Below are 20,109 nucleotides of genomic sequence, written 5' to 3' on the forward strand. Positions count from 1 at the left end.
CATCTCCGTCATGACCTCCACACCTCCTTCCCGGAAATCCGTCATCGTGCGCGGAAGCGGTCCTGGGCTGCTGCTCGCGCACGGAGCGGGCAGTGACATCGAGGACAGCTACGGCCCCGTCATCGAAAATCTCGCGGCCCGCAGGACCGTGGTCGGGCCCGATTATCCGGGCTCCGGTGATAACCCCCTCCCCGACGTTCCGCTGACGCTCGACATGCTGTCCGACCACATTGTGGAAAGCGCCGTGCAATCCGGAGTGCATTCATTTGCGATATCCGGATTCTCGATGGGGTCGGCGGTGGCCGTACGGGCCGCCGTACGCCATCCCGAACGCGTTTCCGCGCTGGTCCTGTCGGCCGGTTTCGCCCGGCGGAGCGCTCGTCTCAAGCTGGCGGTCGACACCTGGCGCGCGCTGGGCGCCCCGGGCGGCGACGGCCGGGTCCTGGCCTCCTACCTCTCGCTGCTCGTCGGCGGCACCCGCTGGCTCGACGCCCGCTCCGAGGCGGAGGTCGACGCGCAGCTGGAGCTGTTCGCCGCGGGCATGCCGCCGGGTACCGACGCGCAGCTCGCGCTCTTCGACGGGATCGACGTCCGGGCCGATCTGGCCCGGATCGCGGTGCCCGTCCTCGTCGTCTCACCCTCGGGCGACCTCCTCACTACTCCCGTTCACTCCCGCGAACTCGCCGAAGGGATCCCGGGCGCCCGGCTCGCGACCCTCGACTGCGGCCACGCCATCGCCGCGGAGCGGCCGGCCGAATGGGCCGCGCTGATCGACGGGTTCCTGACCTCCGTCGGAGGCTGACCGTCGGCCCCGGCGGGGGCCGCGCCGCCGCCCGCGCCCGCCGGTGCGGCCGGACCTCCGCCGGAGGCCCTGCCGCACCGGCGGGGCCGGCCGCACCCGACCGGGCGCGGCCGGCGGCCGTGAGCCCGGCGTCCGGCCCCGCCGCCCCCGGCACGGGGTGGCGCGGCCCGGGGGAAGGACGCCGGGCCCGGTCTCAAAGGCGCCCGGAGTCGGGGGACTTGCCGAGCGCGGTCACCAGCAGGGCCGCCGCCGCCAGGCCGGCGCCCAGCCACATCACGGCCGTGACGTCGATCCCGTCGGCCGCCAGCCCGCCCAGCAGGGCGCCCAGGGCGATGGCCCCGTTGAAGACGCCGACGAACAGGGCCGACACGCCTTCGCGCGCCTCGGGAGCCGAGGCCAGCAGCCAGGTCTGGGTGCTGACCGACACGCCGCCGTACGACAGGCCCCACACCGCGAGCAGTACCCCGGCCGCCGGCACGGAGCCGCCGAGCAGCGGCATCAGCGCGACCGTGGCCGCCAGGACGGCGCTGATCACCAGCAGGGTGCCGCGCGGCGAGCGCCCGGCGCCCGCACCCGAGGCGAAGTTGCCCGCGACGCCGGCGAGTCCGTACACCAGCAGCAGGGTGCCGATCATCCCGGCACCCGCCCCGGAGACCTCCTCCAGTACGGGCCGCACGTACGTGTAGGCGGCGAAGTGGCCCGTGACCAGCAGGGCCACCACGGCCAGCCCCGTGCGCACCCGGGCGTCGCCGACCAGCCGCAGCACACCGCCCAGGCGCACTTCCTGCTCGGCGGGCAGTCTCGGCAGCGCCGCCGCCAGCGCGACCAGCACCACCAGCGCCAGCACGCCCACGGTGACGAACGCCGTCCGCCAGTCGGCCAGTTCGCCGATGTACGTGCCCGCGGGCACCCCGAGCACCGAGGCGACCGCGATCCCGCTGAAGACGAGGGAGGTCGCCGGCCCGATCGACTTCGGCGGCACGAGCCGCACGGCCAGCCCGGCCGCGATCGCCCAGACCCCGCCCATGCCGATGCCGACGAGCACGCGGGCGAGCACCATCACCGCGAAGTGCGGCGACCACGCGGCGAGCAGGTTGCCGACGGTGAGCACCGCCATCAGCGCGCAGAGCACCGTCCGCCGGTCGAACCGTCCGAGCAGCGGGGTCAGCAACGGCGCCGACACCGCGCCCACCAGTCCGGTGATGGTCAGGGTCAGTCCGGCGGTGCCCTCGGTCACCTCCAACGCGTCGCCGATGGGCGTCAGCAGGCCCACCGGCAGCATCTCCGACGTCACGACGGTGAACGTCGCGCTCGCGACCGCCGCGACGCCCAGCCAGCCGCGCCCCGCGGACCGCCCGGGCCCTGCGGTGGTGTCCGCAATTTCCTCAGTCTGTGCCATGCCTTCAGCCAACCCGCCGCGACCTGCGGGAACAACGGCCGATCCCTCATCCTTCGATGAGCTGGGCTACTCGATGGGGCCGGGGCCGGCCCGTGACCGGCCGTGTACAAAGGGACATCATGGAGGGAACAGCATGAGTGGTGTGGAGATACGCGAACTGGAGGCGTTCCTGGTCCTGGCCCAGGAGCTGCACTTCGGCCGGGCCGGGGAGCGGCTGTACGTCTCGCAGAGCCGGGTGAGCCAGCTGCTGAGGTCGCTGGAACACCGCATCGGCGCCCCGCTCGTCGAACGCACCAGCCGCCGGGTGGCCCTGACACCGCTCGGCGAGGACTTCCTCGCCGGCCTGCGCCCCGCGTACGACGCCCTGCGCGCCACCGTCGACGAGGCGCGGGCCGCGGCCCGCGGCATGGGCGGGGTCCTGCGCATCGGCTTCCAGGGGACGGTCGACGACTATCTCAGCCGGGCCATCGCCCGCTTCGGCGACCGCTACCCCGAGTGCGCCATCGACATCGTGGAGATCCCGCTCTCCGACCCCTTCGGGCCGCTGCGCCGCCAGGAGGTCGACTGCGCCGTGGTCCTGCTGCCGGTGGCCGAGGAGGACCTCGTCCTCGGACCGGTCTTCTCGCGCCAGCCCCAGACCCTCGCCGTGTCGGTCCGCCACCCGTTCGCCGCCCGGGAGTCGCTGTCCGCGGAGGAGCTCGCCGACTGCCGGCTCATCGGCATCGACGGGGGAGCCCCCGACTACTGGCGGCGCGCCCAGGCCCCGGGGCTGACCCCGGGAGGCCTGCCCGTTCCGGCCGGGCCGAGCGTCAACACGCTCCAGGAAGGGCTGAGCCTGACCGCCGCCAACCGCGGCGCCATGCTGCTGTGCCGGTCGACGGCCGAGTACCACGGGCGCCGCGACTCCCTCACCTTCGTCCCCGTCCAGGGCCTGCCCGACTCCGAACTGGGCCTGATCCGCCACCGCCTGAGGCCCTCCGCCCAGGCGTCCGCCTTCGCCGAGGCGGTGGCCGAGGCGACCGTGGCGGACGCGTAGCCGCGCCCCGGTCGGCGCCCGAACGGCCTTGCGGGAGGCCCTGGTTCGGCGGATTCGGCCACGGTGGCGGGACGGCGCGGGGTAGCGTGAAGCGACCGCGCCGTCCCGGGTCCCGTCCGGGCCCCGCCGGCGTGCCCGTGCCCCGATCCTCCCCCTCACCCGGTCCACCCGTGCTGCGCCCGACCGAAGGGAAGACCATGAGCACCCAGACCCCGCCCGCCCCGTACCCGAACCTCCTGCGCTGGCTGGGCGGCGAGACGCCCGACACCGCGAAGACCGCCGCCGAACTGCGCGCCATGGCGCAGGGCCAGGACTTCGCACGGCTCCTGCTGGACCTGGAGGACGAACGGGAGGCCTTCCGCACGGCCCTGCTGCCCGCCTTCCCCCAACTCGTCCTCGAAAAGCCCGACTTCTCCACCGTGGTGAAGCCGCTGCAGGCCGTGGCCTCCCCGACGCTCAAGACGGCCGGGCCCGTCTGCCTGACCTCCCTCGCCCTCGGCGAGGCACGGAACACCTTCAACCGCGCCCACCTGTGGACCGCCCCCGACGGGACCCTCCGGTACAAGGGCGGCTCGGTCTTCGGCACGGTCAACACCCGCCGGATGCGGTTCAGCGCCGACGCCACCGGTCGGCTGTACGTCGCTTCCGCCGCCCACCCGCTCAAGCTCTGGATGCGCAAGAACTCCCAGGACGCCACGGTCCAGGACGTCTTCACCCTCGTGGCCGACCCGGGCGCGGGCGGCTACGACGCCTTCGTGGCGCAGGGCGTCGGCAGCTGGGAGAACTCGCCCGGCGGCGCGCTGAACACCCCGCAGGGCCTGGTGCAGGTGATCACGAAGAGCGGTGCCTTCCGCTCGATCGCCTGGGGCGCCCCGTACTGCACGGCCGGCTGGGTCGATTCGCTGATGCCCACGCTCAGCACCCAGGGCACGATCGCGGTCCCCGGAGGCGCCACGGCGACGATCGGCCAGAACGTCCACTCGGCGCAGATCGTGGGCAGCGCCTGGCTCGTCGGCGTCGACGGGCTCGACTGCAAACCCGCCGCCATGCCCGCCCAGTGGCAGGCGGACGTCGCCGCCACGCTCTGCCCCCTCGCGGTGAACCACGCACAACTGGGCCTGATCAAGGAGTTCTGCGACATCCTGAAGGCCGCGAGCCCCACCCCCGCCGCCCTGCCGGCCCGCATCACCCACCTCCTCACCCACCACCCGAGCCGCCGGGCGGACCTGGAGTCCCTCCCGAACATCAAGAAGTACTACCCGCAGTGCTTCTGAACCCCCGAGCCGCCGGGGACCCCGCGCGCGCCGCGGGCTCACAGCCGGGCGGGCCCGGCGGTGAGCGGACCGGTGCGTGCCGGCAACCGGGTGGGCGGCGGGGCGAAACCGCGCCGGGGGAGGTTCGGGGGCATGCCCTCCGCCACCACCAAAGCCGCCCCGTCCGCGCCTGACACCGCCCGTCCGGCCCCGCCGCCCGTGCGGACCCCCGTCGTCTCCTGGGCACGGGCCCGGGAGCTGGCCGGGGGCGCGCCCCGTCCGCTGCCCGTCCGTACCGTGCCGCTGGCCGGGGCGGCCGGGCTCACCCTGGCCCGCGGGCTGGAGACGCTCCAGGCGCTCCCGGCGTTCGACACGGCCGCCATGGACGGCTACGCCGTGGCGGGGCCCGGACCCTGGCGGGTCCGGGGCGCGGTCCGGGCGGGTGGTGCGCCCTGGGCGGGCGTGCTCGGAGCCGGGCAGTGCGTGGAGATCTCCACCGGGGCGCCGGTGCCTCCGGGGGCCGACGCCGTCCTGCCGCTCGAAGCGGCGGCCGCCGGGGAGGACGGCGCGGTGTCCGGTCCGCTGCCGCCGCCCGGCCGGCACGTCCGGCGCACCGGCGAGGACGCCCCCGCGGGGTGCCGCCTCGCCCCGGCCGGCACCCGCGTCGGCCCGGCGCTGCTCGGGCTCGCCGCCTCGTGCGGCCACGACGCCCTGGAGGTCCGGCCCCGCCCCCGGGTCGGGGTGCTGGTCACCGGGGACGAGCTCGACCACGCGGGCCGGCCGGGCCCCGGCCGGGTGCGCGACGCCCTCGGGCCCCTCCTGCCGGCCCTGGTCGCCGAACTCGGCGGGGAGCTGAGCCGACTGCGGCACGTCCCCGACCGGCCGGCCGGGCGGCTCGCCGAGGCCGTGCACGAGCAGGCCGGGGACTGCGGGGTCGTCGCCGTCACCGGTTCCACGTCGGTCGGCGCCACCGACCGGCTGCGCCGCCTGCTGGCCGACGCCGGGGCCCGGACGGTCGTCGACACCGTCGCCTGCCGGCCCGGACACCCGATGCTCCTCGCCGAACTCGCCGACCGGCGCTGGGTGGTGGGACTGCCCGGGAACCCGTACGCGGCCCTCGTCGCCGCCCTCACCCTGCTCGGGCCGCTGCTCGCCGGCCTGTCCGGCCGCCCCCTCGCCCCCCTCCCGCACGCCCACGTGCGCGGCCCCGTGCGGCCCGCGCCCGGGCTGACCCGGCTGGTGCCCGTGGTCTGGGACGGGGCCGGAGCCAGGGTCGCCGGCGGGCACCACGCGGCCTTCCTCCAGGGGGCGGCCGCCGGCGACGCGCTGGCCGCGATCACGCCCGACTGGACCGAAGGCGCCCCCGCGCCCCTGCTCCCGCTGCGCGGCTGATACGCCCTGTCGCGCGCCGCTTCCCTTCCCCTACAGTGCGTGATGCCCGAACCGGCCCAAAAACGCATGGACCGTACGGGCGCCCTTGCGGAACACTGCGGAACCTTGCCTGACGGTCCGACACAGCAGGGTTGGTACGGGAATGCCACAATCGCCCAAGAGTTCGCCGAGCAGGGGCTCGGTGTTCCTCGCACTTCGCTACTACGGACGGGAGCTGGCCCGCCTCAGGCGATGGACCGCCCCCGCGATGCTGCTCCCGGCGCTGGGCAACATCGGCATCAACTACGTGGCGCCGCTCGTCGTCGCCAAACTCGTCGGCCGGATCTCGGACGGCGCCCCCACCCGTACGGGCGACATGCTCCCGTACGTCGCCGGCTTCGCCTCGGTCCTGCTCCTCTCCGAGACGATGTGGCGCCTCGGGCTGCACTGCCTCAACCGCGTCGACGCCCTGGGCGTCGAGCGCCTGTACGTCATCGGCCTCGACGAACTCTTCGCCAAGGACGCCGCGTTCTTCCACGACAACTTCGCCGGCTCGCTCACCAAGCGGGTCCTCAGCTTCGCCTCCCGCTTCGAGGAGTTCGTCGACGCCCTGACCTTCAACGTCGTCGGGCGGCTCGTCCCGCTGCTCTTCGGATCGGTGGTGCTCTGGCAGTACGACCCGCTGCTCGTCGTCGGGCTCCTGGCGATGATCGCGGTGACGGCGGTGTGCGCGGCGCCCCTGATCCGCCGCCGGCAGGCCCTCGTCGACCAGCGGGAGGAGGCCATCGCCCGGGTATCGGGCCACGTCGCGGACAGCCTGATGAACATGGAGACGGTGCGGGCGTTCGCCGCCGAGCGGCGCGAGGCCGCCGAACACCGGGCGCGCGTCGCGGAGTCGCGCCGGCTCATGCTGCGGTCGTGGGACTACGGCAACTTGCGCATCGACACCCTGGTCGCGCCCATGTCCGTCCTGACCAACGCGCTCGGCCTGTTCCTGGCCGTCGCCCTCGCCGGGAGCGGACACGGGGTGGAGGCGGTCGTCGTCGCCTTCACCTACTACGGCAACGCCACCCGGATCATGTTCGAGTTCAACCAGATCTACCGCCGCCTGGAGAGCTCGATGACGGAGGCCGCGCAGTTCACCGAACTGCTGCTGACCCCGCCGAAGGTGCTCGACCCCGCGTACCCCGAGCCGCTCGGGGCGGTGCGCTCCGCCGACGTCTGCTTCGAAGGGGTGCGCTTCACCCACGCGGGCGGCTCCGCGCCGCTCTTCGAGGGCCTCGACCTGTCCGTCGCCGGCGGGTCGAAGATCGGACTCGTCGGGCGGTCCGGCGGGGGGAAGACCACGCTGACCCGGCTGCTGCTGCGGATGACGGACGTGGACGCCGGGCGGATCCTGATCGGCGGGCAGGACATCAGCCGGCTGTCCCAGTCCGACCTGCGCGGCCTGATCGCCTACGTGCCCCAGGACCCGGCGATGTTCCACCGCACCCTGCGCGAGAACATCGCCTTCGCCCGGCCGGGCGCCACCGACGCGGAAATCCGCCGCGCGGCCGAGGCGGCGCACGTCGCCGAGTTCGCCGACGCCCTCCCGGACGGCTTCGACACCATGGTCGGCGAGCGCGGGGTGAAGCTCTCGGGCGGACAGCGCCAGCGGGTCGCCCTCGCCCGGGCGATCCTGCGCGACGCGCCCCTCCTGCTGCTGGACGAGGCGACCAGCGCGCTGGACTCCGAGAGCGAGATCCTCGTCCAGGACGCCCTGTGGCGGCTCATGGAAGGGCGGACGGCGCTCGTGGTGGCCCACCGGCTCAGCACGGTCGCCACGATGGACCGGCTCGTCGTCCTCGACCGCGGGCGGATCGTCGAGCAGGGCACGCACCAGGAGCTGCTCGCCGCGGAAGGCGCCTACGCCAAGCTGTGGCAGCACCAGTCCGGCGGCTTCCTCGACGACGCCCCTGCCGGGGCCGACCTGCGCTGACCAGGGGTGTTCCCCGGCACCGGGCCCGCCGGGCCCTCGCGGACCGCCTGCGCCCCTTCGAGCGCGGCGGCGCGGTCCGGACGCGCGCCCCTGCGCCCTTTCGTGCGCGGCGGCGGGGTCCGGATGCGCGCCACGGCGTGGCTGGTCACCGCGGAGCGGAGCCAGAGGGTCCGCGTGTGCATAGGGTGCCGGGACCGGGGCAGGTGCAGGGAAGCGCGCGGGAAGGGTGATGCCGGATGGTGATGCCGGGAACGGAAGGCGAGCGGTTCAGCGTCGCGGTACGCACGGTGGACGGGGCGGTCGTCCTGACGCTCGGCGGCGAGCTGGACCACGACACGGCGGAACCCCTGCGCCAGGCCCTGACGGCTGCGGCCGGCCAGGGCGGGCGGCTGGTGGTGGACATGGCCGGGCTGCGGTTCTGCGACTCCACCGGGCTGAACGCCCTGCTGCACGGCCGGATCGCGGTCGAGGAGTCCGGCGGCTCCCTGGAGCTGGCCGGCCTCGGCGGCCCGGTGGCCCGGATGTTCCGCATCACCGGAGCGGACTCGGTGTTCCCCGTGCACACGGACGTGGAAGAGGCGCTGGGATGAAACCCGGCCGGTGAGGAGAAGGGGAGGAGGGCCATGGATCAGCGCGGGCCGGTCAACCGGAACTGGCTCCTGGTCCTCGACGGGATCACGGACCCCGTGTCGCGCAGCCGCGAATTCACCCGCCGGGCCATGGCCGCGTGGAACTGGCCCCTTGCGACGGCGCAGGGGCGCCGGGGCGCGGAGGACGCGCTCCTGCTGGTCTCGGAGGTCGTGGCCAACGCCTGTCGGCACGGGGGCGGGCCCGGGGCGCTGGTGCTGGACTGCACGGCGGACCGGCTCCGGATCGAGGTGACGGACCTCAGTCCGGAGCCGCCCGTGCCGCCCGGGTTCCCCGTCCGGAGCGGCGCGGGCGGCGCCCCCGGGCGGCCGGGCGGCTACGGGCTGCTCATCGTGGAGCGCCTGGCCCGGGACTGGGGCTGGCGTCCGGGCGTGGTCGGCAAGTGCGTCTGGCTGGAGTTTCCCTGCCCGCCCGGGGTCGGCACCCCGCCCCCGCCCCCGCCCGGCGCCCCGGCCCGGGCGGGGCTCAGCGGAGGGAGTCCAGCGCGGCGATGATCTCGGCGGTGGAGCTGACGCGGCCGATGCGCGGGAAGATCTTCTCGAAGCTGTGGGCGTGCGAGGCGGCGTCCAGGTCGGCGGTGGCGTCCTCGGCGAACACCAGGCCGTAGCTGTGCTCCCAGGCGGTGCGGGCGGTCGATTCGACGCCGACGCTGGTCGAGATGCCGGCCAGCACGATGCGGTGGACACCGCGCCGGCGCAGCTGGAGGTCCAGTTCGGTGCCGGTGAAGGCACCCCAGTGCCGCTTGGTGACGGTGACGTCGCCCAGGGCCGCCAGTTCCGCCGGGATCTCGGAGAAGGCTGCCGGCGGGGCGGTGGCGGGGCCCGGGCGGTCGACGTCGGTGGTGGGGAGGTCGCCGCCGTCGGGCGACCAGGCGACGTTGACCAGGACCACCGGCAGCTTGTGGGCGCGGAAGGCCTCGGCGAGCGCGATGCCGCGGGCGAGGACCTCGTCGGCCGGGCGGGCGGTGGGCAGGGCGAGGATGCCCTGCTGGAGGTCGATCAGGACCAGGGCCGTGGCGGGGTCGAGGGTCAGTTCGGCGGCGGTCATGGCGGCTCCTCTGGGCTTCGCTGCGCGGGGTGGTGACGGAGGGTCAGTCTGCCCGGTGCGGGCCGGGCCGACGGCACGGGGGCGCTCCGCGCCGTGCGCAGCGCCGCCCGGGGGGCGCCGAACGGGGCGTTCCGCAGTCAACGGTCACGGGCGGCTTTAAGCCCCAAGCCGTTCAGACATGACGAGATCGTCAGAAACGATCTTCATATGGAGCCCCAGCCGACATACTGGCGCCTGTGAAGACCGAAGACGAGACCGTTCAGATCGGCACCGAAGGCTGTACGGGCCTGATCACCCTCAACCGCCCCGAGGCCCTCAACGCCCTCACCCGTCCCATGGTGCTGAGGATCGGGGAGGCGCTGACGGCCTGGGAGCACGACCCGGCCGTCGAGCAGGTCCTGCTCCGCGGAGCAGGCGAGCGGGGCCTGTGCGCCGGCGGTGACATCCGGGCCATCCACGCCGACGCGAAGGCCGGCACCACCGGCTCCCTCGCCTTCTGGCGCGACGAGTACCGGCTGAACGCGCGCATCGCCCGCTACCCCAAGCCCTACGTGGCCCTCATGGACGGGATCGTCATGGGCGGCGGCGTGGGCCTGTCGGCCCACGGCGGCGTCCGGATCGTCACCGAGCGCTCCCGGGTCGCCATGCCCGAGACGGGGATCGGCTTCGTCCCCGACGTCGGCGGCACCTACCTGCTCTCCCGCGCCCCCGGTGAACTGGGCACCCACCTCGCCCTGACCGGTACGGCGGTCGGACCGGGGGACGCGATGCTGTGCGGGCTCGCCGACCACTACCTGCCGTCCGACTGGCTGGAGGAGTTCACCCGGGAGCTGACCGCGGGACCGGTGGCCGAGGTGCTGGGGAAGTTCCACGGCGCCACCGCCCCCGCGGCCCCGCTCGCCGCCGAGCGGGAGTGGATCGACCACTGCTACGCCGCCGGCACCGTCGAGGAGATCCACCAGCGGCTGCTGGCCACGGGCCTGCCCGCGGCGCGCGAGGCCTCGCAGACCCTGCACGCCAAGTCCCCGACCTCCCTGAAGGTCACCCTCGCCGCCCTGCGCCGCGCCCGCCGACTGGACTCGCTGGAGCGGGTGCTGGAGCAGGAGTACCGGGTCTCCAGCGCCGCGCTGTCCGCCCCCGACCTCGTCGAGGGCATCCGCGCCCAGGTCATCGACAAGGACCGCCGGCCGCGCTGGTCCCCGGCTGCCCTCGTCCAGGTCCGCGCGGCGGCGGTGGAGCGCTTCTTCGCCCCCCTCGGCGAGGGCGCCGAACTGACCTTCCCCTGACGGTGGTTCAGCCCCGGTCGATCCGGGTCGCCAGCCCGTCGAGGACCCGCTGGAGTCCGTAGTCGAAGTTCTCGTCCCGCATCCGCGCCGGGTCCCGGCCCTGCCAGGCGGAGGCGTGGTCCTTCGTCAGCGGATGGTCCTCGAGGGCCTGCTGGGAGGCCGGCACCAGCGACTCCAGCCACTCGGTCTCGCTCTTGCCGCTGCGGGCCAGGAGGGAGAGGTAGGAGGCCTCGCTGGTCGTCGCGCCGATCACGTAGGAGATGACGGCCTTGATCGCGAGGTCCGCCTCCCCCTTCGGGAACCCGGCGGCCAGGGCCATGGCCAGCATCCGCTCCGACATGCGCATCAGGTTCGGGCCCAGGTGCGCCAGCCCGACCTGGCCGAGGACGGACGCCACCCAGGGGTGGCGCAGGACCATGCCGCGCAGGCTGTGACCGCTGTGCGCCAGGGCCTCGCGCCAGCCGTCCGGGCCGGTGGTCAGGGGCAGTTCGAGCTCGCCGTAGACCTCGTCCACGACCAGCTCGATGAGCTCGTCCTTGTTGGCCACGTGCCGGTAGAGGGAGGTGGCGGCCGTGCCCATCTCGCTGCCGAGCTTGCGCATGCTCAGTGCCTCGATGCCTTCGGCGTCCAGCAGCCGTACGGCCGCCGCGACGATCTGCTCCTGGCTGAGCGCGGGCTGCTCCTTCTGCCGGCGGGGCCGGGTCCAGACGGAGGGGACGGGCGGCGGGGTCTGCTGCTCTGATGAGGACATGCTCCCAGCCTAACGCCCTGCGCACACTGTACGCATCGCGCGTACGCCCGGATGGAAGGCGGTCGGGAAAGGCGCTCCGGGTCCGGCCGGAACGCCCTCGTGGCGGGCTTGTACGGGGGTGTGGGCGAACGGGCGGCGCGGGGCGGCAGGGTCCGGCCGGGCGCCGTGCCGGCGGCGGCCAGGCGGCTGTGGCGGGGATCCGTGCACAGGGCCTGACCTGGGGTTATGTAGCCGATCTCGCTATGATGTCCCCCTGGTGAAAGGGGAGTTCATGGACCGGAACATACGCTCGGTGGATGATGTGCTCAGCCTGCTGGACGGCCTGTTCGCGCCGGGGGCGGACCGCTGGACGGCCGGCGGCGCGGACTGGTGGGACGGCTTCTACGCCGACCGCTCCAAGCCGGTGCCGTTCTTCGTGGCCAAACCGGACGAGAACCTCGTCTCCTACCTCGACCGCGGCCTGATCGCGCCCGGCCGCGCCCTCGACCTGGGCTGCGGGCCGGGCCGCAACGCCCTCCACCTCGCCTCCCTGGGCTTCGAGGTGGACGCCGTCGACCTGTCCCCGACCGCCCTCGGCTGGGCCCGGGACCGCGCCCGGGAGGCGGGCGCCGACATCCGCTTCCACCACGGCGACGCCTTCGCGCTCGCCGCCTCCGGCGCACTCGGCGGCCCCTACGACCTGGTCTACGACTCCGGCTGCTTCCACCACCTGCCGCCCCACCGCCGCATCAGCTACCTCGCCCTCCTCGAACGCTCCCTCGCCCCCGGCGGCCACCTCGGCCTCACCTGCTTCGCCGCCGGTGCGATGGGCTCCGAGCTGTCCGACGCCGAGCACTACCGCCGGGGCGCTCTCGGCGGCGGCCTCGCCTACGACCCCGAGTCCCTGCGCCGGATCTTCTCCGGCCTGGAGGAGCGCGAGCTGCGCCGGATGCGCGACGAACCCCGAGAAGCCCCGCACTTCGGCGAGGCCTTCCTCTGGACGGCCCTCTTCCGCCGGCCCGCCGACGCTCCCACCGGTCGGCGGTAGCCACCGGTACCCGCCGGCCGGCCCCGTCCCGGCTCACCCCGACCGCCGTACGGACCCCGGCCCGCCGGCCGGCCGGGGCTGCACAACCGGGCCGCCAGGCCGCACTGTTGGCCCGGGAACGCCCGCCCGTCCCTCCGCGGCCCGCCACCTCTCCTTCGGGCACGGCGCCCACTACTGCGTCGGCGCCCCGCTCGCCCGGCTGGAGGCCACCATCGCCCTGGAGGGGCTCTTCACCCGCTTCCCCGGCCTCGACCTCGCCGTGTCCGAGGCCGGACTCCCGCACCGGCACAGCTTCATCGGCAACGGCGTCGAGTCCCTCCCCGTCCGGCTCGGTACGGCGTGGCGGACACCCCTCGGCGGGCGGCGTGGGCGGCGACGGGGAGGACGGCCGCTACGACGGGTTGACGGGCGCGGACAGCTCGGAGCTCAGCCAGCCCAGCGCGTCCGGGTACATCCCGGTCCAGGTCTGGAAGTTGTGGCCGCCGGCCGGGCGGACGAGGGTCTTCACCCGGACCCCGCTGCCCTGCGCCGCCCTGCTGAAGGCGGCCAGCTGCTTCGGCGGGCTGTCCCGGTCCTGGGCGGAGGTGGCCAGGAACAGCCCGACGTCCTGCCCCTTCGCCTGCCCGACCAGCCACATCGGGCTGTTGCGCTCCCGCAGCACCGGATCGGGCAGCACCTCGGGGTCCCCGGTCAGCGGGTCCGGGTCCAGGGCGGCCCCCGCACGGAACACCTTCGGGTACTGCAGGGGCAGCTTCGCCGCGCAGAACGCCCCCGTCGACACGCCCATCAGCCCCCACCCCTTCGGCTCGGGAAGGGTCCGGAAGTTCTTCTGCACCAGGTCCGGGACGTCCCGCGCGAGCCAGGTGGCGATCTTGCGCTGCGGGGTGTCGGTGCAGTCGGTGTTCACCCCGCCGGGGTAGACCTCGGGGATCACCAGGATGAACGGGTGCGCCGCCCCCAGCCGCACCAGCTGCTCCAGCGCGTCCGGCATCGAGCCCAGGTCGAGCCAGGAGCGCGGGGTGCCCGGGTAGCCGTGCAGCAGCGTCAGCACCGGGAAGCGGGTCTTCTCCGCGCCCGGGGCGTCGTACTCGGGGGGCGTCCACACGGTCACCTGGCCGGCGAGCTTCGAGTGGCTGCCCCGGAAATACGTGGTCCGCGTGCCGTTCTCTCCCGGAGTGAAGCGGGCCCGGCCGACCGGGGGACCGGTCATCGCCGAGGCGTTCGCGCCGGCGCCGGTGCCCAGCAGGTCGTCCCAGGAGGCGTAGAGCCCGTAGCCGTCGTTGATCCACGCCGCCACCACTCCGATGGCCGTCAGCTGGCACAGGCCGATCATCAGCACCCGGGCCGCCCAGCGCACCACGCGCGGCCCCGGCACCCGGTTCCACAGCAGCAGCGCGAGCAGCATCGCCAGCACGGTGACGGCGATCATCGCGGCGAGGAACGACGTGCTGGTCAGTTCCACGGCGTCGGCTCCTGACGTACGGCCCCACAGCGTCATGTCCCCGGGACGCCCGGCATCCACGGGTACTCCCGGAATCTACTGCCATCACGGGAATCGGCGGGTATACCCGGTATCCGCACGCATATCCGGTATCGCACCACAATGTACGGCCCTGGAGCCCCTACGCGTGGACGCTCACCGTGACCGAGTGCCAGCCCGTCGCCCCGTCGGGGAGGGTGCCCCGGCGCTCCTGCGTCTGCACGTCCCCCCGCCCGTCGGTGGCGCGGACCTCCAGCGTGTGCTCCCCGGGCGCCGCCTCCCACGGCCACACCCACTGCCGCCAGGTGTCGTTGCCGTCCGCGTCGCCGAGCCGGGCCTCGCGCCAGGGGCCGCCGTCCGCCCGGACCTCCACCCGGGAGATCCCCCGGTGCTGGGCCCACGCCACACCGGCCACCGCCACGGGCCCCGGCGCGAGCTTCGAGAAGGGGCGCGGGGTGTCGATCCGCGACTGCGTCTTGACGGGGGCCTGCTGAGCCCAGGAGCGGCGCACCCAGTACGCGTCGTAGGCGGCGAAGGTGGTCAGCCGGAGCTCGGTCAGCCATTTGCAGGCGGACACGTACCCGTACAGGCCGGGTACGACCATGCGGACCGGGAAGCCGTGCGCGAAGGGGAGCGGTTCGCCGTTCATCCCGACGGCCAGCAGGGCGTCCCGGCCGTCCATCACCGTCTCGACGGGCGTGCCGATCGTCATCCCGTCCACCGAGCGCGCCACCAGCTGGTCGGCCGGGCCGCCCTGCGAGGGGGGCCGCACCCCGGCCTCGCGCAGCAGGTCGGCGAGGCGTGCGCCGAGCCAGCGGGCGTTGCCCACGTACGGGCCGCCGACCTCGTTGGACACGCAGCACAGGGTGATGTCGTGCTCGGTCAGCGGCCGGGCGAGCAGATCGGCCAGGGTGAGCGTCAGGGGCCGGGAGACCCCGTCGCCGTGGACGGTCAGCCGCCAGGATTCCGCGTCGACGCGGGGGACGACGAGAGCGGTGTCCACCCGGTAGAACTCCGCGGCCGGGGTCACGAACGGCCCCACGCCGGGCACCTCCAGGTCCGCCCCGGCGGGCACCGGCGGCGCGGGTACGGCCGGGGGCGGCAGGACCAGGTCCGCCCGGGAGGCGGTGGCCCCGGCCGAGCCGTGGGCGCCGAGCCGCCGCCCCGCGTACCCGGCCACCGCCGAGGCGGCGACGGTGGCGGCGAGCAGGCGGCCGAATCCCCGCCGGTCCATCGGCCAGGCCCCGCCGGGCCGTCCGGCCGCCGGCCGGGGCCGCCGCAGGGCCGTGACCAGCAGGTACAGGACCGAGGCGGCGACCGCTCCGGCGACCAGGGAGGGCAGCGCGTCCCTCCAGCCGGCCTCCGGCCGGCCGAGCGCGGCGGCGGCCCCGAGCAGTCCCACCGCCGCCGCGAGCGCGCATCCCGCGCGCAGGTGGCGCACGGCGAGGACGCCGGTGGCGGCGCAGAGCACGGCGAGGACGGCGACGACCCCGAGGGCCAGCACCAGCTTGTCGGAGGTGCCGAAGGAGCGGACGGCCCACTCCTTGACGGCGGCGGGCGTACGGTCCACCACGGCCCCGCCCACCGCCGTGAGCGGGGCGGCCTCCGGCCGGACGAAGGCGGCCGCGAGCGTGGCCGCCGCCAGCCCGGCGAACCCGGCGGCCCCTCCGCAGAGGGCGCCTGCCCAGGCCGGAGGGCGGTGCGCCGGGTCCTCCCGCACACGTGTCATGGGGTCACCTCCGCGCCGGCCGGCCGGACACCACGGCCCCGGAGCGGCCCGCACGGCCGCCTCGGAGGCCCTCCCGCCAACATAGCGCCGCCCGCCCCGGCAGGACCCCCGCCACCACCCCGACGCGCCCGTGCCGGGCGGCCCGTCCCCGCCTGCGTCGGGTCCGCTGTCCGCGCCGGGCCCGGCGCGGGCCCCGCCACCACCCCGACGCGCCCGTGCCCGGCGGCCCGCCCCCCGCCCGTGTCCGGTCCGCTGCCCGTGCCCGGCCGCGGCGGCCGCACGGTCGCGGTGCCCGCCTCCGTCCGCGGCCGCCCGCCGCGGGCCCTCCGGCCATCCTGCCCGCCGTCCCGGGGGCCGGGTCACGCCCCCGGGGCCGCCGGGGGTTCCGCCGCCGTGCCGCGGCCGCCGCCTCCGGCGGCCGACGGCGCGGGGCGGTCGTCGTCCGGGTCGGCGACGGACGGCCTGCGCTTGCGGAGTTCCACCACGCCGTCGGTGATCCCGGCGACCTGCCCCGTGGGGGTCCGGGGGCGCTCCTGCGCGTTCTCGTACATCTCGGTGCACTCCTGTCGGCTCGCCCGGCCCGTGGGCGCCGGAAGGGGGCGGCCGCAGGATCGTTCCGGCGGCCGCCCCCGCTGTTTCCGGGCCAGTGAACCCAGTGCCCGTGCCGGGCGGGGCCGCCCCCGGGGCGATTCCCCCGGACGAGTGAAGCCCCGCCCGCCGGGGGCCGCACCCGCGGCCCCCGGACCGACGCTCCGCGCCGTCAGACCGGCAGGGACCAGGCCTGGTCGGCCCGGTGGTCACCGCATCCGGCCAGCCGCAGCCGCTCGGCCGGGGCGTCGGCCGTCGCGGGAGCCGGCGGGGCCGTCAGGCACGTGCCGCTCGATTCCTCCACCAGGGACCCGTCCCGCCGGTGCCGCCAGCTCTGCCCGGCCCGGCGTCCCGGCGCGCAGTCCGCCAGCTGCACCAGCCCCCCGCCGCCCGCGGTGAGGCACTGGCCGGCCAGCCTCAGCCGTCCGCCGCCGCCCAGGGTCCAGCGCTGGTCGGCACCGGCGGTGCAGGCCGCGAGGACGACCGCGCCGACGCCGCTGGTGCTCGCCCCGTCGGCGCACTTCGCCCCGAGGCCGTTGATCTGCCCGGTGGGCACGGCCTCGGCGCAGCCCCGCGGGGTGAGCCGCCACACGGCCGTGTCGTGCGCGGCGAGCCGCCCGGTCAGCGCGTCGCCGACCTCCGTGCGCCTCCCGCTCCACAGGTCCTCGGCGGCCACGGCGCAGGGGGCGGGCAGCCCGATGTCGGCCAGGGGCACGGACACGGCCCGCGCGGCGGCGGAGCGGTTGAGCACCGCCACGGCGCGGTCCCCGTTCGCCAGCGGGCGCACCAGCACGTCGAAGCCGGCGTTGGAGGAGACGACCGCGCCCTGGCGGCCCAGCGGGTCCTGGTCCAGCGCGATCAGGCGGGTGTTCCCGAGGGCCGCGAGTCCGCCCGGGCTGAGCGAGGCGACGTCGGAGGACAGGATGAAGGGGGCCGCCATCATCGCCCACAGCCCCACCTGGCTGCGGCCCTCCGCGTCGCTCAGACCGGGTGCGCCCGCGATCAGGAAGTCGGGGTCGTTCCAGTTGCCGGGGGCCGCGTACCGGCCGAGCCAGCGGTTGTACCCGTAGTTCCCCAGCACCGAACCCCAGCGCGAGGTCTGCGGGGCGGCCGGCGCGTACACCTTGATGTCCTTGCCCTCGCGCCACAACTGGCCGCTCTCGCCGACCCAGTCGAGGACCTTGTGCCAGTCGGAGCCGCCCCACTCGCCCTGTTGGAAATAGGCGGGGGCGGAGGCGGAGAGCACCATCGCGCGCCCGCTGTCGCGCAGCGCCCGGGCCACCGCGCCGTACGCGTCCCGGTAGGCCTGCTCCTTCGTCTTGCCGGGCGGCACCCACAGGTTGCAGCCGTCCATCTTCACGTAGTCCACGTTCCACGAGGCGAACAGCCGGGCGTCGCGGGCGTAGTGGTCCGCGCCGCCGCCCTCGGGGGCGCCGCTGCCGGGGTAGCGCTCGCAGGTGAGGGAGCCGGCGTCCTCGTAGATCCCGAACTTCAGCCCCTTGGCGTGGAGGTGGTCGCCGAGCCAGGCCATGCCGTGCGGGAACTTCACCGGGTCGGCGACCAGGTTCCCCTGCGCGTCGCGCTGCTTGAGCATCCAGCAGTCGTCCACGGTGACGGTGTCGTACCCCTTGGCGGCGAGGCCGCTGGAGACGAGCGCCGCGGCGTTGGCGACCACCTTCGCCTCGTCGATGTCGCACATGTAGTGCGCCCAGTTGTTCCAGCCCATGGGCGGGGTGAGGGCGAGCGGGGTGTCCGAGGTCGCGGTCGGCTCCGCCGCCGCCGGGGCGGGGCAGAGCGCGAGGGCGAGCAGGGCGGCCGCGGTCAGACAGGGGAGTGAGGCGCGCAGGCGAGGCGGCACGGGGTCTCCTTGGCGTGGTGCGTACCGACGGTGATCGTGCCTCAGTGCAGCGGGGTCGCTACCCCCTGTCAACACGAGTCGATGCATATGTCCCGATGACCAGCAATTTGGCCGCAGCCGCCCTCACGCGGCCGTGTCGGGTGGCCTGCGGGAGGGGGCTGTCGGGATACGTCGTATGTGACGGTGGCTGATACGGTGTATCTCATGCCGAGACGATCAGCGGCCCTCGACCGCGCCACCCCCGGGGCCATCGCCGTCGCCGCCCTGCGCATCCTCGACGAGGAAGGGCCCGCGGCCCTGAGCTTCCGCGCCCTCGCCGACCGCCTCGACGTCTCCCACGCCACCGTCCAGCGCCGCTGCACGGACCTCGCCGGCCTGATGGACCTGTGCACCGAGCACCTCGCCGCCCGGCTCCCCGAGGTCCCCGCCGGCACCGACTGGGCCGAGGCCGCCGAACTGCGCTTCGGCGCCCTCTACCGGCTGCTCACCGCCCACCCCGGTCTGCTCGTCCTGCGCGGCGGACGCCCCTGGCTGGGCCGCCAGCTGCTGGCCCGCCTCGTCGAACCCGCCCTCGCCGACAGCGTCGCCGCCGGGATGAGCCCCGCCGAGGCCATGACGGTCTACCGCCGGATGTACCTCCTGACCCTGGGCAGCGCCGCCTTCGTCGACCACCGCGACCCCGCCGGGGCCACCGCCGCCTCGCGGGCCGCGCTCGCCGCGCTCGACCCGGCCGAGTTCCCGGTCCTCGGCGGCGCCCCCGCCGAGCTGCTCCCCCCGCTGACCGACCACGAGGTGTACTACGGCGCCCTGCGCCAGCTCATCGCCGCCGCCCGGCCCGCCGACTGAGCGCCCACCGCCCCGTCACACGAGAGAGGCCGCCCCGCCATGGAACAGCAGCTCGACTACGCCGCCGTCCGCGCCGCCGCCGACCGCACGGCCGGCGCCGTCCGGCCGGTCGCCGTCGCACCCGCCGCCGAGGGCCTCTGGTTCGCCCTGGAACACCTCCAGCACACCGGTTCCTTCAAGGCCCGCGGCGCCCACAACTTCCTCGCCGCCCACCGAGAGGCCGGGTCCCTCCCCGCCGCCGGCGTCACCATCGCCTCCGGCGGCAACGCGGGCCTCGCCTGCGCCTGGGCGGCCCGCGCCCAGGGCGTGCCCGCCACCGTCTTCCTCCCCGTCACCGCCCCACGCGTCAAGGTGGAGCGGCTGCGCGGCTACGGCGCCGACGTACGGCTCGTCGGCGACCGCTACGCCGGGGCCCTGGAGGCCTGCCACCGGTTCGCCGCCGACAGCGGCGCCCTGAGCAGCCACGCCTACGACCACCCGCTCATCGCGGCCGGCGCCGGAACCCTGCTCGACGAGATCCGCGCGGCCCTGCCCGGGCTGGACACCGTGGTCGTCGCGGTCGGCGGGGGCGGGCTGTTCGCCGGAGTCGCCACCGCCGCGCGGGCGCACGGCGTACGGGTGGTGGCCGCCGAACCGGAGCACTGCCGGGCCCTGAACGCCGCCCTGGAGGCGGGCCGCCCCGTCGACGTCCCCGTGGACTCCGTCGCCTCCGACTCCCTCGGCGCCACCCGCGCGTCCGCCGACGCCCTGGCCGCGGCCCGGCAGGACAACGCCGTGTCCGTCCTCGTCCCGGACGGGGCGATCACCGCCGCCCGGCGCGCCCTCTGGGAGGAGCACCGGATCGTCGTCGAGGCCGGGGCCGCGACCGCCCTCGCGGCCGTGCGCACCGCGCCGCGGCCGCTGGGCGAGCGGGTCGCCGTCGTCCTGTGCGGGGCGAACACCGACCCCGGGGACCTCTGATTCCGAGACGATCGTCGTCCCGGCCGGCGACTTTCGAGTACGGCGCGCCC

Annotated in this window: 18 protein-coding genes and 1 pseudogene; 12 read left to right on the plus strand and 7 right to left on the minus strand. The window is 75.4% G+C overall.

Annotated elements, in window-relative coordinates; genetic code table 11:
- Window positions 1–10 precede the first annotated feature (10 nt).
- Complete coding sequence (locus ACIRBY_RS00105; RefSeq protein ID WP_403893752.1) at window positions 11–802, plus strand: alpha/beta fold hydrolase; 792 nt, start codon at window positions 11–13, stop codon at window positions 800–802.
- A gap of 193 nt (window positions 803–995) precedes the next feature.
- On the opposite strand, the gene ACIRBY_RS00110 is transcribed toward ACIRBY_RS00105, so the two are convergent.
- A complete protein-coding gene (locus ACIRBY_RS00110) occupies window positions 996–2,201 on the minus strand; it encodes an MFS transporter (protein WP_403893754.1) in 1,206 nt (401 codons plus the stop codon).
- Between the two features lie 133 nt (window positions 2,202–2,334).
- Here ACIRBY_RS00110 and ACIRBY_RS00115 point away from each other — a divergent pair, with 133 nt between their 5' ends.
- The 6 genes from ACIRBY_RS00115 (at window position 2,335) to ACIRBY_RS00140 (ending at window position 8,981) form a co-directional block, all read left to right on the plus strand.
- The gene (locus ACIRBY_RS00115; protein ID WP_403893756.1) at window positions 2,335–3,237 is read left to right on the plus strand and encodes a LysR family transcriptional regulator; all 903 of its coding nucleotides are present in this window, start codon (window positions 2,335–2,337) and stop codon (window positions 3,235–3,237) included.
- A gap of 197 nt (window positions 3,238–3,434) precedes the next feature.
- Window positions 3,435–4,511, plus strand: a complete 1,077-nt coding sequence (locus tag ACIRBY_RS00120) for a hypothetical protein (RefSeq protein ID WP_403893758.1) — start codon at window positions 3,435–3,437, stop codon at window positions 4,509–4,511.
- A gap of 132 nt (window positions 4,512–4,643) precedes the next feature.
- A complete protein-coding gene (locus ACIRBY_RS00125) occupies window positions 4,644–5,882 on the plus strand; it encodes a molybdopterin molybdotransferase MoeA (protein WP_403893760.1) in 1,239 nt (412 codons plus the stop codon).
- Window positions 5,883–6,024: 142 nt separating this feature from the next.
- Window positions 6,025–7,839 carry an ABC transporter ATP-binding protein gene (locus ACIRBY_RS00130; RefSeq protein WP_403893762.1) on the plus strand — a complete coding sequence of 605 codons (1,815 nt, stop codon included), beginning with the start codon at window positions 6,025–6,027 and terminating at the stop codon, window positions 7,837–7,839.
- Window positions 7,840–8,075: 236 nt separating this feature from the next.
- Entirely contained in the window at window positions 8,076–8,429 is a 354-nt protein-coding gene (locus tag ACIRBY_RS00135; RefSeq protein ID WP_403893764.1) for an STAS domain-containing protein, read from the plus strand.
- A gap of 33 nt (window positions 8,430–8,462) precedes the next feature.
- Window positions 8,463–8,981 (plus strand): ATP-binding protein, encoded by a 519-nt coding sequence (locus tag ACIRBY_RS00140; protein ID WP_403893766.1) that lies wholly within the window; start codon window positions 8,463–8,465, stop codon window positions 8,979–8,981.
- On the opposite strand, the gene ACIRBY_RS00145 is transcribed toward ACIRBY_RS00140, so the two are convergent.
- A complete protein-coding gene (locus ACIRBY_RS00145) occupies window positions 8,953–9,534 on the minus strand; it encodes a hydrolase (protein WP_403893768.1) in 582 nt (193 codons plus the stop codon). The two genes, ACIRBY_RS00140 and ACIRBY_RS00145, sit on opposite strands and share 29 nt — an antisense overlap.
- Before the next feature lie 236 nt (window positions 9,535–9,770).
- On the opposite strand from ACIRBY_RS00145, the gene ACIRBY_RS00150 reads away from it, so the two are divergent.
- Window positions 9,771–10,820, plus strand: coding sequence for an enoyl-CoA hydratase/isomerase family protein (locus ACIRBY_RS00150; RefSeq protein WP_403893770.1), 1,050 nt, complete (start codon window positions 9,771–9,773; stop codon window positions 10,818–10,820).
- A gap of 7 nt (window positions 10,821–10,827) precedes the next feature.
- Here ACIRBY_RS00150 and ACIRBY_RS00155 read toward each other — a convergent pair whose 3' ends face one another.
- The gene (locus tag ACIRBY_RS00155) at window positions 10,828–11,571 is read right to left on the minus strand and encodes a TetR/AcrR family transcriptional regulator (RefSeq protein ID WP_403893772.1); all 744 of its coding nucleotides are present in this window, start codon (window positions 11,569–11,571) and stop codon (window positions 10,828–10,830) included.
- Between the two features lie 271 nt (window positions 11,572–11,842).
- On the opposite strand from ACIRBY_RS00155, the gene ACIRBY_RS00160 reads away from it, so the two are divergent.
- Both ACIRBY_RS00160 and ACIRBY_RS00165 read left to right on the plus strand, forming a co-directional pair.
- Window positions 11,843–12,598 (plus strand): class I SAM-dependent methyltransferase, encoded by a 756-nt coding sequence (locus tag ACIRBY_RS00160; RefSeq protein WP_403893774.1) that lies wholly within the window; start codon window positions 11,843–11,845, stop codon window positions 12,596–12,598.
- Between the two features lie 127 nt (window positions 12,599–12,725).
- A pseudogene (locus ACIRBY_RS00165) lies at window positions 12,726–12,929 on the plus strand (cytochrome P450); the annotation flags it as partial.
- Between the two features lie 60 nt (window positions 12,930–12,989).
- Here the strand turns inward: ACIRBY_RS00165 and ACIRBY_RS00170 are convergent.
- The 4 genes from ACIRBY_RS00170 to ACIRBY_RS00185 all read right to left on the minus strand — a co-directional run bounded on the left by ACIRBY_RS00170 (window position 12,990) and on the right by ACIRBY_RS00185 (window position 18,253).
- Window positions 12,990–14,060 carry an alpha/beta hydrolase gene (locus ACIRBY_RS00170; protein WP_403893776.1) on the minus strand — a complete coding sequence of 357 codons (1,071 nt, stop codon included), beginning with the start codon at window positions 14,058–14,060 and terminating at the stop codon, window positions 12,990–12,992.
- A 160-nt stretch (window positions 14,061–14,220) separates the two neighbouring features.
- Entirely contained in the window at window positions 14,221–15,807 is a 1,587-nt protein-coding gene (locus ACIRBY_RS00175; RefSeq protein WP_403893778.1) for a molybdopterin-dependent oxidoreductase, read from the minus strand.
- A 359-nt stretch (window positions 15,808–16,166) separates the two neighbouring features.
- Complete coding sequence (locus ACIRBY_RS00180) at window positions 16,167–16,358, minus strand: hypothetical protein (RefSeq protein WP_403893780.1); 192 nt, start codon at window positions 16,356–16,358, stop codon at window positions 16,167–16,169.
- Between the two features lie 209 nt (window positions 16,359–16,567).
- Window positions 16,568–18,253, minus strand: a complete 1,686-nt coding sequence (locus ACIRBY_RS00185) for a ricin-type beta-trefoil lectin domain protein (RefSeq protein WP_403893782.1) — start codon at window positions 18,251–18,253, stop codon at window positions 16,568–16,570.
- A 204-nt stretch (window positions 18,254–18,457) separates the two neighbouring features.
- Here ACIRBY_RS00185 and ACIRBY_RS00190 point away from each other — a divergent pair, with 204 nt between their 5' ends.
- Window positions 18,458–19,099, plus strand: coding sequence for a TetR/AcrR family transcriptional regulator (locus ACIRBY_RS00190; protein WP_403893784.1), 642 nt, complete (start codon window positions 18,458–18,460; stop codon window positions 19,097–19,099).
- 39 nt (window positions 19,100–19,138) lie between these two features.
- On the plus strand, window positions 19,139–20,059 hold the full coding sequence (locus ACIRBY_RS00195; protein WP_403893786.1) for a serine/threonine dehydratase: 921 nt from the start codon (window positions 19,139–19,141) through the stop codon (window positions 20,057–20,059).
- The last annotated feature ends 50 nt before the right edge of the window (window positions 20,060–20,109 follow it).

The sequence above is a fragment of the Streptomyces sp. NPDC096136 genome, from assembly GCF_044763325.1.
Classification (GTDB): domain Bacteria; phylum Actinomycetota; class Actinomycetes; order Streptomycetales; family Streptomycetaceae; genus Streptomyces.

What these genes read in the sequence shown, in the direction of transcription:
- ACIRBY_RS00195 (WP_403893786.1), top strand. Translation starts at nt 19,139, where the DNA reads ATGGAACAGCAGCTCGACTACGCCGCCGTCCGCGCCGCCGCCGACCGC.
- ACIRBY_RS00160 (WP_403893774.1), top strand. Translation starts at nt 11,843, where the DNA reads ATGGACCGGAACATACGCTCGGTGGATGATGTGCTCAGCCTGCTGGAC.
- ACIRBY_RS00110 (WP_403893754.1), bottom strand. Translation starts at nt 2,201, where the DNA reads ATGGCACAGACTGAGGAAATTGCGGACACCACCGCAGGGCCCGGGCGG.
- ACIRBY_RS00130 (WP_403893762.1), top strand. Translation starts at nt 6,025, where the DNA reads ATGCCACAATCGCCCAAGAGTTCGCCGAGCAGGGGCTCGGTGTTCCTC.
- ACIRBY_RS00120 (WP_403893758.1), top strand. Translation starts at nt 3,435, where the DNA reads ATGAGCACCCAGACCCCGCCCGCCCCGTACCCGAACCTCCTGCGCTGG.
- ACIRBY_RS00175 (WP_403893778.1), bottom strand. Translation starts at nt 15,807, where the DNA reads ATGACACGTGTGCGGGAGGACCCGGCGCACCGCCCTCCGGCCTGGGCA.
- ACIRBY_RS00140 (WP_403893766.1), top strand. Translation starts at nt 8,463, where the DNA reads ATGGATCAGCGCGGGCCGGTCAACCGGAACTGGCTCCTGGTCCTCGAC.
- ACIRBY_RS00155 (WP_403893772.1), bottom strand. Translation starts at nt 11,571, where the DNA reads ATGTCCTCATCAGAGCAGCAGACCCCGCCGCCCGTCCCCTCCGTCTGG.
- ACIRBY_RS00190 (WP_403893784.1), top strand. Translation starts at nt 18,458, where the DNA reads ATGCCGAGACGATCAGCGGCCCTCGACCGCGCCACCCCCGGGGCCATC.
- ACIRBY_RS00115 (WP_403893756.1), top strand. Translation starts at nt 2,335, where the DNA reads ATGAGTGGTGTGGAGATACGCGAACTGGAGGCGTTCCTGGTCCTGGCC.
- ACIRBY_RS00145 (WP_403893768.1), bottom strand. Translation starts at nt 9,534, where the DNA reads ATGACCGCCGCCGAACTGACCCTCGACCCCGCCACGGCCCTGGTCCTG.
- ACIRBY_RS00180 (WP_403893780.1), bottom strand. Translation starts at nt 16,358, where the DNA reads ATGTACGAGAACGCGCAGGAGCGCCCCCGGACCCCCACGGGGCAGGTC.
- ACIRBY_RS00125 (WP_403893760.1), top strand. Translation starts at nt 4,644, where the DNA reads ATGCCCTCCGCCACCACCAAAGCCGCCCCGTCCGCGCCTGACACCGCC.
- ACIRBY_RS00135 (WP_403893764.1), top strand. Translation starts at nt 8,076, where the DNA reads ATGGTGATGCCGGGAACGGAAGGCGAGCGGTTCAGCGTCGCGGTACGC.
- ACIRBY_RS00105 (WP_403893752.1), top strand. Translation starts at nt 11, where the DNA reads ATGACCTCCACACCTCCTTCCCGGAAATCCGTCATCGTGCGCGGAAGC.